The organism is Streptomyces sp. PKU-EA00015 (assembly GCF_013387495.1).
Taxonomy (GTDB): domain Bacteria; phylum Actinomycetota; class Actinomycetes; order Streptomycetales; family Streptomycetaceae; genus Streptomyces.
The window spans coordinates 253,735-268,783 of sequence record NZ_JABZEE010000001.1 but is presented as its reverse complement, the minus strand read 5'-3'; the positions used below and the strand labels follow the sequence as shown (position 1 = coordinate 268,783).

General features: G+C 72.6%; 13 protein-coding genes. 6 read left to right on the top strand and 7 right to left on the bottom strand.

The features are described from left to right. Positions 1–6: 6 nt before the first annotated feature. Positions 7–1,203, bottom strand: a complete 1,197-nt coding sequence (locus HW130_RS01170; protein WP_177147520.1) for an acyl-CoA dehydrogenase family protein — start codon at positions 1,201–1,203, stop codon at positions 7–9. Positions 1,204–1,676: 473 nt separating this feature from the next. Then, the gene (locus HW130_RS01165) at positions 1,677–2,204 is read right to left on the bottom strand and encodes a helix-turn-helix domain-containing protein (RefSeq protein ID WP_177147421.1); all 528 of its coding nucleotides are present in this window, start codon (positions 2,202–2,204) and stop codon (positions 1,677–1,679) included. A gap of 154 nt (positions 2,205–2,358) precedes the next feature. Here HW130_RS01165 and HW130_RS01160 point away from each other — a divergent pair, with 154 nt between their 5' ends. Continuing rightward, the gene (locus HW130_RS01160) at positions 2,359–2,874 is read left to right on the top strand and encodes a DUF309 domain-containing protein (protein ID WP_177147420.1); all 516 of its coding nucleotides are present in this window, start codon (positions 2,359–2,361) and stop codon (positions 2,872–2,874) included. Between the two features lie 137 nt (positions 2,875–3,011). Here the strand turns inward: HW130_RS01160 and HW130_RS01155 are convergent, their stop codons facing one another. The 3 genes from HW130_RS01155 to HW130_RS01145 all read right to left on the bottom strand — a co-directional run bounded on the left by HW130_RS01155 (position 3,012) and on the right by HW130_RS01145 (position 6,191). Continuing rightward, a complete protein-coding gene (locus HW130_RS01155) occupies positions 3,012–3,383 on the bottom strand; it encodes a DUF488 domain-containing protein (protein WP_177147419.1) in 372 nt (123 codons plus the stop codon). 124 nt (positions 3,384–3,507) lie between these two features. After that, complete coding sequence (locus HW130_RS01150) at positions 3,508–4,818, bottom strand: MFS transporter (RefSeq protein WP_309140282.1); 1,311 nt, start codon at positions 4,816–4,818, stop codon at positions 3,508–3,510. After that, the gene (locus HW130_RS01145; protein ID WP_177147418.1) at positions 4,815–6,191 is read right to left on the bottom strand and encodes a hypothetical protein; all 1,377 of its coding nucleotides are present in this window, start codon (positions 6,189–6,191) and stop codon (positions 4,815–4,817) included. Before HW130_RS01145 ends, HW130_RS01150 begins: the two co-directional genes overlap by 4 nt. A gap of 135 nt (positions 6,192–6,326) precedes the next feature. Here HW130_RS01145 and HW130_RS01140 point away from each other — a divergent pair, with 135 nt between their 5' ends. From HW130_RS01140 to HW130_RS01130, 3 genes are all read left to right on the top strand, one after another. Further along, entirely contained in the window at positions 6,327–6,770 is a 444-nt protein-coding gene (locus HW130_RS01140) for an SsgA family sporulation/cell division regulator (protein WP_177147417.1), read from the top strand. Between the two features lie 197 nt (positions 6,771–6,967). Further along, positions 6,968–9,391 carry a SpoIIE family protein phosphatase gene (locus HW130_RS01135; RefSeq protein ID WP_177147416.1) on the top strand — a complete coding sequence of 808 codons (2,424 nt, stop codon included), beginning with the start codon at positions 6,968–6,970 and terminating at the stop codon, positions 9,389–9,391. Positions 9,392–9,646: 255 nt separating this feature from the next. After that, positions 9,647–10,288, top strand: a complete 642-nt coding sequence (locus HW130_RS01130) for a DUF4253 domain-containing protein (protein ID WP_309140281.1) — start codon at positions 9,647–9,649, stop codon at positions 10,286–10,288. A 63-nt stretch (positions 10,289–10,351) separates the two neighbouring features. On the opposite strand, the gene HW130_RS01125 is transcribed toward HW130_RS01130, so the two are convergent. Continuing rightward, on the bottom strand, positions 10,352–11,074 hold the full coding sequence (locus tag HW130_RS01125; protein ID WP_177147414.1) for a TetR/AcrR family transcriptional regulator: 723 nt from the start codon (positions 11,072–11,074) through the stop codon (positions 10,352–10,354). Between the two features lie 217 nt (positions 11,075–11,291). Between HW130_RS01125 and HW130_RS36560 the strand changes: the two genes are divergently transcribed. After that, positions 11,292–13,055 (top strand): S8 family serine peptidase, encoded by a 1,764-nt coding sequence (locus tag HW130_RS36560; protein WP_177147413.1) that lies wholly within the window; start codon positions 11,292–11,294, stop codon positions 13,053–13,055. Positions 13,056–13,101: 46 nt separating this feature from the next. Beyond that, positions 13,102–13,383 (top strand): hypothetical protein, encoded by a 282-nt coding sequence (locus HW130_RS01115; RefSeq protein ID WP_177147412.1) that lies wholly within the window; start codon positions 13,102–13,104, stop codon positions 13,381–13,383. Between the two features lie 183 nt (positions 13,384–13,566). Here HW130_RS01115 and HW130_RS01110 read toward each other — a convergent pair whose 3' ends face one another. After that, positions 13,567–14,997 carry a glycosyltransferase 87 family protein gene (locus HW130_RS01110; RefSeq protein ID WP_309140280.1) on the bottom strand — a complete coding sequence of 477 codons (1,431 nt, stop codon included), beginning with the start codon at positions 14,995–14,997 and terminating at the stop codon, positions 13,567–13,569. Positions 14,998–15,049: the final 52 nt, after the last annotated feature.

Below are 15,049 nucleotides of genomic sequence, written 5' to 3'. Positions count from 1 at the left end.
CACGCCTCAGCCGGTGGGCGCCATCCGTACAGCGTCCGACAGCCGTTGCGACCACTGGCCCTTCGCCGTGCCGAGCGCGACCTCGGCCAGGCGGAGCAGCTGGACGTCGGACGTGCCGGCGGGCGCGAACATGTGCAGCGCGTCCCGCATGTAGCGCTCGATGGGTCGGTCCGTGAACAGCCCGGCGGCGGCGTGGATCTCCATGGCGTTGCGGGCGGAGTCGATCGCCGACTCCACGTTGACCAGCTTGGCGTTCATCAGCTCGGCGTCGCAGGACATGCCCGCGTCCAGCAGGTGGACCGCGTGGTACGCGGCGAGCCGTGAGGTCATCAGCCGCGACTGCATCGTGCCCAACTTCAGCTTGACGGACGGAAGTTCGTGCAGCGGCCTGCCGTAACGGTGGCGCTGCTCGCAGAAGCGCGTGGTCTCCTCCAGGATCGCCTGGTGGATGCCGAGGGACACGGCGGTGAGGTTGGCCCGCCCGTACAGCACGCTGGAGGAGTACGCGACGGACAGTCCGTCGCCCTCCTCGCCGAGGCGGTTCGCGGCGGGGACGCGGCAGTTGTCGAAGAACAGCTCGCCGAAGCTGAAGCCGTGCAGTCCCATCGTCGGCTTCTGCTCGCCGATGCGGAACCCCGGCCGGCCGGACTCGACGAGGAAGGCGGTCAGCCCGTGCGAGCCCGGACCGGTGCGGACCACGACGCCGTGCAGATCACCGACATGGCTGTTGCCCACATATACTTTCCGGCCATTGAGGACGTAGTCGTCGCCGTCGCGCACGGCGGTGGCGCTTATGCCGAGCACGTGTCCGCCGGACTCCGGCTCGGTGACGGCGATGGTCGGCAGGCATTCGCCGGCGGCTATCGCCGGAAGCCAGGTCTTCTTCTGCTCGGTGTCGCCGAAATGGACAATCTTGGCGACGCCCAGCTGCGACGCCTGCACCATGGCGCCCATCGCTCCGCTGACCCGTGACAGCTCCTCGATGATGAGGGTCTTGGCGAGGTGGCCGAGAGCCATGCCGCCGAAGTCTGCGCTGATCGTGACGCCGAGCCAGCCCTGCCGGGCGATCAGCAGGGAGAGGTTCCTGTCGACCGCGCGGGTGGCCTCCATGGCCGGAATGCGCGGGCGCACCTCCCGTTCGGCGAAATCCCTCACCTGGGCGCGCAGCTGGTGATGCAGTCGACTGGCGAAATAACCGTCCATCGCGAGCTCCCCTCCGCGTAACGCCTGTTCGCGCAGTTGTGCGAGCAGGTGGTGCATCGGCAGTGGCCCCGTCCCGAACAGGCCGACACTTCAGCCTGTTGACCCTTCCCGACCGGAACAAGGCCACTGTCAAGTTTGGCCGAAATTCAGAGCGTTGACGTTTGATTGGAGATATGAGCTGTGTGGGTACAGCCGCTCTCCGCCGCTGCTCGGGACCATTCCCCGTGGCCCTTTTCCTGCCACATGCCAGCGGCAAAAGACGCGGAGGCGTGGGCTGAAAACGCCATGGGGGATACCTCGGATGTGCACAGGAGTGCTATCGGTGAACATGTGCACGATCGATATGGCGCCCAACAGGACCAAAAACTGACCTTGTCCGTTACGGGTTTTCTGTGGCACCGGAATTCACCAGTGTCGTGCCGTGAGTTTCGATCACCAAGCACCGGTGCTCGGCCTTGCGCGCGGCCGATACATCACTCCGCGGGGCCGCCGGGCGGATCCGCCGCGACCGGACCGCCGCGGTCCCAGCCCGGGCTGCGCACGGTCAGGCGCAGGTCGTCCGGGGAGACCTCGGCACCGCAGTGGCGGCAGCTGTGGACCATGTCCAGTTCCTCGCCGCAGGAGTGGGTGAAGACGGCGGGCGGCTCGTCCACGAGCCAGCGGTCGCCCCAGTCGCGCAGCGCCGTCAGCACGATCAGCAGGTCGCGGCCCGCGTCGGTGAGGTGGTACTCGAACCGGGGCGGGTGTTCGCTGTACCGGCGGCGGGTGAGGACGCCCACCGCCTCCAGGTGACGCAGGCGTGCGGTCAGGACATCGCGCGGGGCGCCGGTGTTGCGGGCGATCGCACCGAAGCGGTGGTTGCCGAAGCTGATCTCCCGGACCGCGAGCAGCGCCCACTTCTCTCCGACCGCCTGGAGCGAGACGGCGATCGAGCAGGGCCTGCCGCGCGAGTCCACGGTGAGTGCGGCGGCAGGTCCGTCCCCGGGCGTCGGTGCCTTCATACTCCTAGGTTGCCATATCCAACTCACCTTCTGGCGTCACACCCGCCGGCGGCGACAGAGCGCGGTTCCTGCCGCGGCACCCCCGCCCGGCGGCGGGCTCCGGCACCTGAGTGCCGCGGCCGAGGGCGTCGGTCGAGCAGGGGACAATCGCCGTATGGACGAGCAGCGCAGTGCCGGGCCCCGCCGTGACCGAGACGCGGAGGGCCGCGCCCGCAGTGCCCGGCCCCGCGACGGTCTCGGGCGCCCCCTCCCGTACGGCGCCCCGGGGGTGGAGCGACAGCCCGAAGGCGTGCGGCGCACCGGCCCCGAGACAGTGGCCGAGGCGCAACGGCTGCTGGACGCGGGTATGCCGTTCCACGCCCACGAGGTCTTCGAGGACGCCTGGAAGTCGGGCCCTGCCGCTGAACGGGAGCTGTGGCGGGGGCTCGCCCAACTGGCCGTCGGCCTCACGCACGCCGCCCGCGGCAACACCACGGGGGGCGCGCGGCTGCTGCTTCGTGGAGCGGAGCGGATCACGCCGTACCAGGGACCGTACGGGATCGACGTTCCGGGCCTGGCCCGGTGGGCCCGGGAGCTGGCGGGCGGCCTTACGGGCCCGGTGGACGCGGGGGCCGAGGCCCCGCAACTGACAGGTGGTCCGGCGGACCGGGCGCCCGGCCCCGGCAGGTGACGTACGCGGCCCGGCACGCGACGGGTCGGGCCGGACGCGTTGCGGTCAGCCGGACGGGCCGGGGTGCGGTCCGGGTCGGCCCCCGCTCGCGCCGCCCGGCTCGCGGTGGTGCGTCCGGCCGGCGTGGGGGATGCGGGCTAGCGGCGCGCGCCGAGCAGGCGCAGCAGCACCGACGCATGGCTGACGTCCGGGTCCTTGGCCGCCGTGAGCAGAGTCAGCGATCCGTCGGCCGCGAGTCCCCTGAGCCGTTCCAGGGCCTCGGCCGCCTCGGGCTCGGCGAGTTCGTCCTCGTAGCGCCTGCAGAACTCCTCGTACGTCCCGTCCGGGCTGTGGTACCAGCGGCGCAGTTCCGTCGACGGGGTGAGCGCCTTGGGCCATTCGTCGACGCGCGCCTCGGTCTTGGCCAGCCCGCGTGGCCAGAGCCGGTCGACGAGTACGCGCACACCGTCGTCCGGCTCGGGCGTCTCGTAGACCCGGCGGACCTTCACCCTGTCGGAACGTCGCTGCATTCCTCCAGGGTCACCGCTCGGCCGCCAGGACGCAGCGGAACGTCGCCGTACGGTCCACGCCGGATCCGTGGCGAACCCAAGCGCGGGAAACGGCACCGCCGCTGCCCGCCCGGCGCCCCTTGCGTCAGGCGGGCTCCTCGGCCTGTGTGTCCGGCAGCCGCAGCAGGCACAGCAGGCTCACAACGCACACCCCCACGAGGTAGGCCGCCACCGCCCAGGGCACGCCGTCGCCCGTCGTCTGCGCCAGCCTGCTGTTGATCAGGGGTGTGAGCGCTCCGCCGAGCACGGCCCCCAGGTTGTACGAGACCGCCGTCCCCGACGTACGCAGCCCTGGTGCGAACAGCTCCGGGATGTACGCGCCCTGCACGCCGAGCATGGTGATCAGGGCGAGGAGCATCACGGTCGTGCAGGCCCACAGGGTCGGCAGGCCGCCGGTTCCCAGGAGCGCCAGATAGGGCACGGCGGTGACGCCCATGGCCAGGCAGCCGGCGATGCTCAGGGTGCGCCTGCCGTAGCGGTCGCCGAGCGCGGCGGCGACGGGAGTGGCGGCGGCCATCACGGTCATCGCCGCCATCAGGCACAGCAGCGTCCCTGTGGCGGTGAAGCCCGGGCGGCCCGCGAGGTGGGACATCGCCCAGGCGGTGGCCGTGTAGTGCACCGCGTACGTGCACGTGACCGCGCCCGCCACGAGCAGGATGCGACCCCGGTGCCGCCGCAGGACGGTCCGCAGTGGGGAGCGGGCGAGGGCGTCGTCGCGCGCGAGCCCCTGGAAGACCGGTGTCTCGGCGATCCTGGACCGCAGGAGGAAGCCGATCAGGGTGAGGAGCCCCGCGCACCAGAACGGCACGCGCCAGCCCCAGGCCAGGAACTGCCCCTCGGTGAGCGCCGCCGAGAGCGCGAGAACGCAGCCGTTGGCGAGCAGGAAGCCGATCGCCGGGCCGGTCTGGGGGTACGAGGCCCACAGACCACGGCGGCCGGCCGGCGCGTGTTCGCCGGCGAGCAGGACCGCCCCGGTCCATTCGCCTCCGATCCCCAGCCCCTGGACGAAGCGGAGGACGACGAGGCAGACGGGCGCGGCGACCCCCAGCTCCCGGTAGCCGGGCAGCAGCCCGATGGCGAACGTGGCGAGGCCGGTGACCAGCACCGTGGACTGCAGGACGACGCGCCGGCCCAGCCGGTCTCCGATGTGTCCGAAGAGGACCGAGCCGAGCGGGCGCGCCACGAAGCCGGTGGCGAAGGTCCCGAACGCGGCCAGCGTCGCCGCCGCAGGGGCGAAGCCGGGGAAGAAGACGGGGCCGAACACGATCGCGGCGGCGGTGGCGTAGAGCGCGAAGTCGTAGAACTCGATGACCGTGCCGACGAGTGCCGCGCTCGTGACCCGGTTGACGGACGCCGGTGTCCGTACCGGGCGCTCGGTCGGCTGCCGGATGCTCACACGTCCTCCTCGGCCGTCCACAACCGCACGCGTTCCTCCAGCTCGACGGCGGCCTGCACCCTGCGCTGCCGGTACGGGGCCAGCTCGCGCCGCATTCCGGCGACCGCGCGCGTGACACGAGTGGAGCGCACCCCGTCCATCAGCTGCAGCGCCTGATCCCAGGTGGCGCACGCCTGCTCCACCAGGCCCTGCCGGCACTGCATCCTCCCGGTGTGCGCGACGCTGAGCGCGGTGATGCGCCGGTGATCGCCGTCGGGTCGGCTCCACACGGCCTGGCTGAAGTGGCGTTCGGCGACGTCGTAGGAGCCGAGGTGCTCGGCTGCCTTGGCCGTGTGGTTGCCCACGCAGGCGCTCGCCGATCCCCACAGCGCCGCCCAGAACGGCATCTCCCGCTCGTCCGCGCCGTCCACGAGCCGGGCCGCGCGCGCCGCCTCCGCGACGGCCTCCCTGCCCCGGCCGGCCATGGCGAGCGCGCGGGCACGGGTGGCGAGGTACAGGGACTCGGTCGCCGGGTCCGTACGGCCCCGCACGCGCCGGAGCGCTTCGTCGAGGAGGTCGAGCGAGTGCTCCGGGCGGCCCACCTCCATGCCGTGGTGGGCGAGGACGCGCAGGACGAACGCGCCGTGCAGCTCGTCGTCCGCCTCGCGGGTGAGGGCGTACGCCTGGAGGTAGTAGCGCTGGGCGAGTCCCTGTTCACCGGCGTCGTACGCCTTCCAGCCGGCCAGGTAGGCCACGCACGCCCCGGCCGACAGCATCTGCCGCTTGATTTCCCCGGTCCGGAAGCGGGCGCGGCACAGCGCGGCGACGTCGCTTCTGAGGTACTGCACCAGTGCCGTGCGTCCGTGCTGCCCGCCGAAGCGCTCGTCCACGGCGGTGAACAGCCGGGTCATCTCGCGCACGGCAGCCACCTCCGTCTCCCCGGCGGTGCCGGTGCCCTGTCCTGCGTCTCCCGGCTCCGCGCGGGGTGCGCCGGCTGCCAGGGGAAGGGCGGCGGCGTCGACGCTGTAGGGGACGGTGCGGGACCAGGGGCTGCGGTCGATGTCCGCCGCGGCGAGGGCGTCGAGGACCTCCAGCGGGTCGCGGTCGTCACCGGACCCCGGAAGGGGGTCGTCGTCGGCCTCAGGCGAGGTCAGCAGGCCGAGCTGGACCGGTGACACGGGCAGCGGCAGCCGCCGCGAAAGGGCCTCGGCGATGAGCTGGGCTGTGGCGCGTCCCGGCCGGGTGCCGGCGATCCAGTGGGCGACGGCGGAGGAGTTCGTGCGTGCGGGGATGCCGTTCTCGGCGGCGAGGGCGCGGATCTGGCGGGCGAGCTCGGCGTAGCTGTAGCCGGACTCGCGCACGGCGCGTGCCAGTCGCTCGTTCTTGGGGCGCACACAGCACTCCCTTCTGCTCCGGGTCCGGTTTAAGCGGTCTAAGCGACCCTGCCGCCGACGGACGCTATCCAGGCCGTGCGCGGTCCCGTTGATTCCTCGTCAGAAGACCGCACGCATGGGTGAGGAGCTCGCCAAGTGCCTGCACGCACGCACGGTTTCCGGGAGGATGCGCCGGATGCGCGCACGGTCGTGGAGCGCGAGCTGGAGTTCGAGCTCGTGCTCGGACCCCGTCCGGCCGCGCGCACGCCGGTGGCCGTACCCACCCGGCTGGTCTACCGCGTCAGTGATCCGTACGCCGTGCACATCGCCTTCCACATCGACACGCCCGACCCCGTCAGCTGGACGTTCGGGCGGGACCTGCTCATCGACGGGGTGTACCGGCCGAGCGGCGAGGGCGACGTGCGGATCTGGCCCGCCACCGTCCACGAGGAGCGCAGCGCGATCTGCCTCTTGCTGTCGGCGCCGGACGGGAACGCCGTGCTGCGGGCTCCCGCCACGGCGCTGACGGCCTGGCTGGAGCGGACGATGCGGCTGGTGCCGCCGGGCGACGAGCGGCTGCTGGTCCCGGCAACCCCCTGAACCACCGCCATCGCGGCATTACCTCCACAGGTGGATCTTTCGCTCACTTGTCCAAGGACGGCTGCCGTCGGCCGTCCGCGCGGGCATCATTCAGTCCCTGCTCCTTGGTCCTGACGCCTGACTAGCTGCGAACGTCCGGTGAACGGCAGCATGGGAGAGAGGGCGACGCCTGTCCGCGTACGGAGGCGGTACAAACTTTGACAAGGCAAGACTTTGCGTTCTGCGGGGCCGAGCTGGCAGCTGTCTACGTGCTGGCCGAGGAGAGCGACGGCCTGCGCCTGGCCGAGGTCGCCGGGGACCGCGGTGGGGCGCACGGGCTGCCGACGCACGTCCCGCTGACCGGCCGCTCGCCGGCGGCGGACGCCTTTCGCGCGGGCCGGCCGCTGTGGCTCGGGCCCTCGGACGTCGCCGCGTACGGGGCGGGCGGGGACGCGCCCCTCCTCGACCCCGGATCGGGCACCTCTCCCCGCCCGCTGTCGCTGGGGGCCCTGCCGCTCGGCCGCGGCGCCACGGAGCTCGGGTGCCTCGTGGTCGCCGGGGACGTCGGCGGCGGCTTCGACGCCGACAGCCGCACACTGCTGGAGCTCTACGCCGATCAGGTCGCGGCCGGGCTCGAATCTGCCGCGGCCCGCTCCTCCGGCCGCGCCCCGCACCCGCGCTCGCACGGCCCCTCCCTGGTACCGCCGCAGGGCGGCGCGTTCACGCTGACGCTGAGCACGGGCGCGATGGACGCCGATCCCCAGATGCTGAGGCTGCTCGGCATGGCGCCCGAGCGGTTCGACGGCCGGGCGGAGACGTTGCTGGCCTGCGCGGTGCCGGACGACGTGCCGGCGCTGATGGACATCGTGGAGCCGGGCCGACTGGCCGAGGCGGGGGGCCAGTTGGCGTTCCGTGTCCGGCGCCCGGGTGGCGAGCTGCGCTGGCTGGGACTGCGGTGCCGGCTGCGGTTCGGCGCCGACGGAACACCCGAGCGCATACTCGGCGTGGTGGCCGACGCCGCCTACCTGCGGCCCACCGCCGACGAGGTGGCCGTCGTGCAGGAGCTGTCGGCGAAGCTGGCGGGAGCCACGACCGTACGGGAGGTCAGCCGGCTCGTGGTCTCGGCGCTGAGCGGCCCGCTGCGCGCGGACCGGATCGCGATCGCCGAGCTGGAGGGCGACCGGCTCTTCGTCACCGTCCTCGACCCGCCGGACCACCACGCCTGGCCGCAGGTGTGGCAGTCCGAATGGCGCTCCGAGTGGCCGGACGCGTCGTGCCACGCCCTGCCCACCCTGCAGAACGCGCTGCGCGACGGCCACGTGAGCCTGTGGACCTCGGGCACCGGTCTGGAGCCGGGTCTGGCCGGAATCGGTCCGGGTGGTCTGGCGGTGCTGCCGCTTCCCGCGGACGGGCGCATGGTCGGGGTCTGCCTGGTGGGGTGGGGCGCGCCGCACGAGTTCGGCCCGGAGGAACGGTCGCTGCTGACGGCCGTCGCGGGCCTGGTGGGCCAGGCCCTGACCCGCGCGCACGCCCTGGACGCGGGCCACGAGCTGGCGACGATGCTCCAGCGCAGTCTGCTGCCGCGGAAGCTTCCGGCACTGGCCGGCGGGGTCGCCGTAGCCCGCTACCTGCCCGCCACGGTCGGGCTCGAGGTGGGCGGCGACTGGTACGACGTGATCCCGCTGAGCGACGAGCACGTGGCCCTGGTCATCGGCGACGTCCAGGGCCACAGCGCCGGTGCCGCGACGATCATGGGCCAGATGCGCACGGCCGTGCGCGCGTACGCGGTGGAGGGGCATCCGCCCGATGTGGTGGTCGCCCGTGCCAACCGGCTGCTCGTGGGCATGGAGACGGACCTGTTCGCCACCTGTCTCTACGCGGACCTGGACATGGAGGAGGGCATCGCCCGGTTCGTACGGGCGGGGCACCTGCCGCCCGTACTGCGCCACCCCGACGGCACGACACAGGAGCTCACGGTCGAGGGAGGGCCGCCGCTGGGGGTGCTCGCGGACTCGGAATTCCCCATGACCGAGGCCGGGTTGGCCCCGGGGACGCTCGTGACGATGCTGACGGACGGACTCGTCGAGTCGGCGCATCTCGCGCTCGAGGACGGCATGCTGCGGATCCGCGAGGTCCTCGCGGACGCCGACCCCGCCGACACGGGGCGGGTCGCGGACCGGCTGCTCGGCAGCGCCGACGGCCGCGACGACGACGTGGCCGTGCTGTTGCTGCGCTACGACGGCACGCGCGCCCGGCCGCGGCGGACCCACTGGACGGTGTGGCGGCTGCCGGACGCGGTGATGCACGCGCGCCGCTTCACGGCGCGGACGCTGAGGTCGTGGGATGTGCGGGACGAGGTGGACGTGGCCCTGCTGGTGGTGTCCGAGCTGGTCACGAACGCGATCGCGCACACCAGGGGCGAGGTACGGCTCAATCTGACGTTGTCGACGGACCGGCTCCGTATCGCGGTGAACGACGCGTCGCCGCGCAGTCCGGTCAAGCCGGCCAACGTGGACTGGGAGGCGACCGGCGGCCGGGGCCTGCTCATCGTCGAGGCGATGTCGACGGCCTGGGGCTCCGTACCGCTCAGCGGCGGGAAGCAGGTCTGGGCGGAGATCCCGGTGACGCCGGTGGACGCCTGAGGCGGGCGCGCGGGGCCAGCGGTGCCCGGCAAGATCCGAGAGAGAGGGCTTGGCCAGACCTTCGGTGCCGCGGGCAGCTGCGTTGTCGGTACCGCGGTCTACGGTGCGACCATGTCGTTCGCCCTGCCCGATGGTCTGCCTCCCGGCCGGTTCCTGTCGTGTGGTCCCGTACGCGTGTGGGTCTCTGACGCATTCCCGGAAGACGTCGGACGGCTGTGGCCCCGCCTGCTGAGCGAGCAAGGAGTACACGGCCTGGTGCCACTCCTGTGTTGGCCCGACGCCATGGGAAGACCGCTCAGCTCGGACCACGTCGACGCAGTCCGCCTGGAGGGGGTGCTGGCCGCGGACTTCGCCGAGTACCGCCGCAGGAGGCTGCCGTTCTGGACGGACCCGACGCCGGCCCCGGTACCCGAAGGAGTCGAGCCGTGGCCGCACGACCCCGGGCCGCCCTTCGAACAGTGGCCGGGCCTGGCGCCTGGGATGCCCCTCACTTCTGAGGGCCCCACACCCGAGGAGGCTGCGTCGAGCCTGCTGGCCGGGCTCATGGAGACGGGCCGGTTCGGGCTGGACGAGTGTCGCCTCGTTCTCGTCCCCGCCCATCGCAGCAGCGATGCTCTGGCGTTGATCGGCTGGTCCGCGCAGGCGCCGCTTCCTCTGCTGGGCGCACTCCTACGGAGCTGGGAGGACCGCTTCGGTGCCCAGGTCGTGGCGGTGTTCGGCAGCGAGCTGTACGTCTCGGTCGCGAGACCCCCCGTTGAAGCAGAGCACGCGAACCTGCTCGCTCTGGAGCACGTGCTGTCGACCGCGGACAACATCGTCGATGACCCGCCCACGCCGTTCCCCGAGTACGCGACGGAGCTGGTGGGGCGGACTTCCTGGTCGTTCTGGTGGGACTAGGGCAAGCCCGAGCCCGCAGCCGACGGGGTACCTCGAGGACGAAGAAGAGGAAGCCGATCTTTTCTAGCCGTCGGCGGCGGCCAGACCGTCGAGCAACGCATCCACCCCGGCGGTGAGTTGCTCCTCTCCGCCTCGCTCGGCCAGCTCCTGGCCGAGCGCCCGCAGCATGGGGAAGTCGCGGGCCGGCAGGCGGTGCAGTCCGAGCCGGAAGGCCGGGTCGGGCTCGTCGGGGTCGTCGACCACTTCCCGGAGATCGATCACGAGGTAGCCGAGGATCCAGGAGATGAACGCCCGGTACAGCCGCAGGGCGGCCCGGTCGTCGAGTCCCGCCGCATGCAGCAGCACGAGCAGGCGCTCGTGCGTCCGCAGCACGGCATGGGGCCGGCGCGTCAGAGGGGTCGTCAGCGTTCGCGCCGCGCACAGGGACACGACGTTCGGGTGCGCGACCGCGACGCGGTACATCTCCCGCGCGATGCCGTGGAGAGACTGCCGAAGGGCGGCCCTGTCCAGGGAGCGCGGCCCGGGTGAATCCGCGAGGGCGGCGGGTCCGGCGGCGGACAGCCGCTCCTCCAGATCGAGGAACAGCGTCTCGACGAGCCCGTCCAGGAGGTCGTCCTTGCTGGGCGTGTACCGGTACAGGGCCATGGTCTCCACGCCGAGCTCCTCGGCCACCCGCCGCATGCTCAGCGCCGGCAGCCCTTCGCCGTCCGCCACCAGGAGGGCGGCCCGCAGAACCCGTTCGCGGCTCAGACGCCCGCGTCCCGATGCCGATGGTTCGTCGCTCATGATCGTGTCCGGACCTTGACGGTGCCCGCCCACACGGAGCAGCATATATGAGATAAACGTACGAAATAAACATATGGCGCAGATATAGGCCATATACGTATTCCCGGCGAACGGGAACGCCCGAGCACGTAACCGGGCGGATCGCAGGCGGGCCGCCGCTCCGGCGCTCGGTCACCTCAGGGGGTCAGCCACGCCCGGGCAGGACGAGGAGACAGCCATGGCCATCGAGAAACTGGCGCCGTCGCTCGCCGCGGCGTACGAGCGCTATGTCGTGGAAGGCCGCAGTCGCGGCGTGCTGAGGAGGCCGGCGGGGATCATGGGACTCGTCTCCGTCGAACAGCGCGCCAAGCCCGTGCGCGTCGTCGTCTCGCTGGAGTGCGACCCCGACGTGCGGCCGGCGCAGGAATGGGGCGACGAGGCGGAGGTGAACGAGGGCGGCCGCCGGATCCGGACGGCGATCGTTCCGCTCGACGCCGTCGAGCGGCTGTCCGAACAGCCCGGCGTGCGCCGTGTGGTGCCGGCCTCACAACTGCGCCCGTCCCTCGATCTCGCGCAGGGAAAGATCGGCGTGCCGGGGTTCCGCAACCGTACGGGGCGCGCCGGCCGCGACGTCCTCGTCGGCGTGGTGGACACGGGTATCGACTCGGCGCATCCCGTCTTCGCCGGGCGCATCGAACGAGTCTGGGACCAGACGCTGAGCGGCGGCAGCGGCGTGCCCGAGGGCCGTTACGGCGCGGAGTTCACCGGCGCCGGGCTGGGCGCGAGTTCGCTGTCCCGCGACACGGACGGACACGGCACCCACGTCGCCGGGATCGCGGCGGGCGCCGAAGGCGTCGCCCCGGAGGCACGGATCGTCGCGGTGAAGACGGACTTCCAGGACGCGCACATCATCGACGGCATCCAGTACGTCTTCCGTCTCGCGGGCGAGCTGGGCCTGCCGGCCGTGGTGAACCTCAGCCTGGGCGGCCACTTCGACCCGCACGACGGAACGGACCTGATGTCCCTCGCCATCGAGGAGGAGTCGGGACCGGGCCGCATCGTCTGCTGTGCCGCGGGCAACGAGGGCGACGACGACATCCACGCGCGCATGAGCGTCGTGGACGGCGGCCGCCGTTCCGTCCCCTGCCACTCCGGCAGGATCGACGGCGCCCCTTCCCTGTTCTGGCTGAACGGCTGGTACCCCGGCGCGGACCGGCTGGACGTCGCCATGGTGTCGCCGTCGGGTGACAGCACCCCGTTCCAGCCGGTCACGACCCTGGGATCGCCGGTGCGCAGCTACGACCTGGCCGGCGGCACCGTGCAGATCGTCACGCCCGGCCCCGACCCGGCCAACGGCGACCACAATTTCTTCGTGGCCGTGGAACCGACCGTGCCCGCTTCGGCCCTCTCCGCGTCCGCGTGGCGGCTCGTGCTGCGCGGTGCGCATGTGATCGGCGAGCGCTGCACGGCCGACGTGTGGATCCTCGGCCGCGCGGAAGCGAACCCCCAGCCGCAGTTCAGCGGCCCGTCCGTGCACGACGCGCTCAAGGTCGGCTCCCCGGGGGCGGCCACGTCGGCGATCACCGTCGCGGCCTCCACCACCCGCGCGGAATGGCAGGACATCGACGGCATCACCCGCCACGCGACCTGGCTGGAGCCGAACGACATCGCGAGCTTCAGCAGTGAGGGCCCGCGCCGCGACGAGGCACGCAAGCCGGACGTCACCGCACCCGGCGCGATGATCGTCTCCGCCCTGTCACGGGACGCCGTGGACCTGCGGAGAGCCTTCATGATCGACAACCGGCATGTCGCGTTCCAGGGGACGAGCATGGCGTGCCCGTTCATCGCCGGCGTCACCGCCTTGCTGCTCCAGGGCGATCCCGGCGCAGATCCGGCGAAGGTCCTCTCCGCCCTGACCGCCGCCGCGGCGATCCCCGGCGGGGCTCCGGGCGCGTTCGACCCCAAGTGGGGTCACGGACTCGTCGACGCGAACCTCCTCTGAGACCTTCGCAGCCGCTCCGGGACACCCCTCTGTGACAATCGAGGACGTGGACTACGGAAAGCTCGACGTCTCTCTCGCGGCCGCGGTGGACACCTCGAGCGGTGACCCGGACGCCCGGAACCTCCTGGTGACCGTTCACCTGCATGGGGTGCCCACGGCAGCGCAGCGGGGAGTCCTGCGCGACACGGGAGTCGAGGCCCCGTCCCCGGACCGCACGGTCGCGACCGGCACGGTCTCCCGCCGAGGCGTCGAGAACCTCTCCCACGAACCATGGGTGCGGTCCCTGTCCCTGTCGTCGACGCGTCGCCCTCTGGCCGGGGACCCCTGACCGTGACGGCCCGTCGCCGGGCAGTGCCCCGCGACACCGGTGGGGCCTGAGCCCGGCGCCACGCCGCCAGGGCCTCGGGGCGGCGTGACATGGCCGGGGCCGTACCGCCGAACCGCGTCCGAACCGAAGCAGTGCCCGAGTCCCCGGACCGTCCGCGGATCTGCTCGGATCACATGCCGACGATCAGTCCGAGGTCCGAGACCAGGGCCGGCGGACCCACCTGACCGCGCTGCGAGCCCGTACCGGCCGCTTGGAGCCCCCCGGCGCACCCGGTGAGAAGCGGGCCGCCCCACCGCAGGCGACGGCCGACGCGGCGAGCGCGTACGCGATCGTGCCGGCGTCGGGGACCGCCCGGGCGGTCAGGTAGGCGGCGGCGCCGGCGACGGCGATGCCCAGCCACTCCCACCGGCCGTCGAGCGCGACGAGGGCGACCAGCAGCAGGGCGTACCAGGAGTAGCCGGGGGTCGTCAGGAGGAAGGCGGTTCCGGTGACCAGGAGGGCTCCGCTCCAGGGGCGCTCGGGGTCGCCGCGGCGGATCGCGTACAGGCTGACGGCGAGCATGACGGTGATCACTGCGGGCACGGACCAGGAGTCGGGCAGGACCAGGCGCAGCAGGGCGTAGCGGTTGTCGGCGGAGGCGTCCTGGTAGCCCTCTTCCTCGGCGTAGCCGCCGAGATAGCCGAAGACGGAGGAGTGGGAGAGCAGGACGTACGGGAGGTAGAGCGCGGCGAGCGCGGCGGCGGCGGGGAGCAGGGTCGCGGCGGCGTCGCGCCCGCGGCGTACACCGGACAGGGCGCCGGGGATCAGGACGGCCGGCAGGAGTTTGACGGCGGTGGCCAGGCCCAGGAGGGCGCCTCCCACCGCACGGTGACGGACTGTCAGGCCGAGTGCGGCGGCGGAGAGCAGGACCGCGAGGGCGTCGGCGTGGGCGTTGTTGACGGCTTCGACGGGAACAGCCGGGCACCAGGCCCAGTAAGCGGCGTTGCGCGGGTCCCCCCTGCGGCGCAGGATCCGTAGCAGCACCAGGGTGGTGGCCAGAGCCAGGACCGCTCCGCCGGTCTGGAATGCCTTGTGGCGGACGCCGTCCGGGGAGACGGCGTGGACGAGGAGGAAGTAGAGCTCGCCGGCCGGGGGATAGACGGTGTGGACCTGGGGGCGGTTGATGCGGGTGCATACGCCGTCGGAGACACCGGCGAGGTCCGGCTTTCCGCAGGCGGCCCCCGTGGGGAAGAGCCAGGTGTCGCGGAGCGGCACGAGCGCGGGATCGGCGGGAGCGTGGTCGTAGGGGGAGATCCCCGCGGCCTGCACCCGGCCGTCCCAGGCATAGCGGAACGAGTCGGTACTCGTCCGGGGCGCGGCGGCGAGTCCGGTGGCGGCCACCGCGATGCCACCGGCGACGACGAGGGCGGCGGTGTGCCGGGCGGGCGCCCTGCGCAGGGTCCAGGCGGCCGCCGCGAACAGGGCCCAGGAGGCGGCGTACCACCAGGACAGGCCGGCCAGGCCGGCGAAGTAGCCGTCCTTGCGGACGGTGAGGACGAGCGCGGCGGTGAGCACGGCCAGGAGCACGATGGTGGCCACCGTGGCCCGGGGGGTGGTGGCAGGCGGGTGGGTCACGCGTTCACCCTGGCAGCGCGCGGACCGTCGCCGACGGTGGCACGGCAGGGCG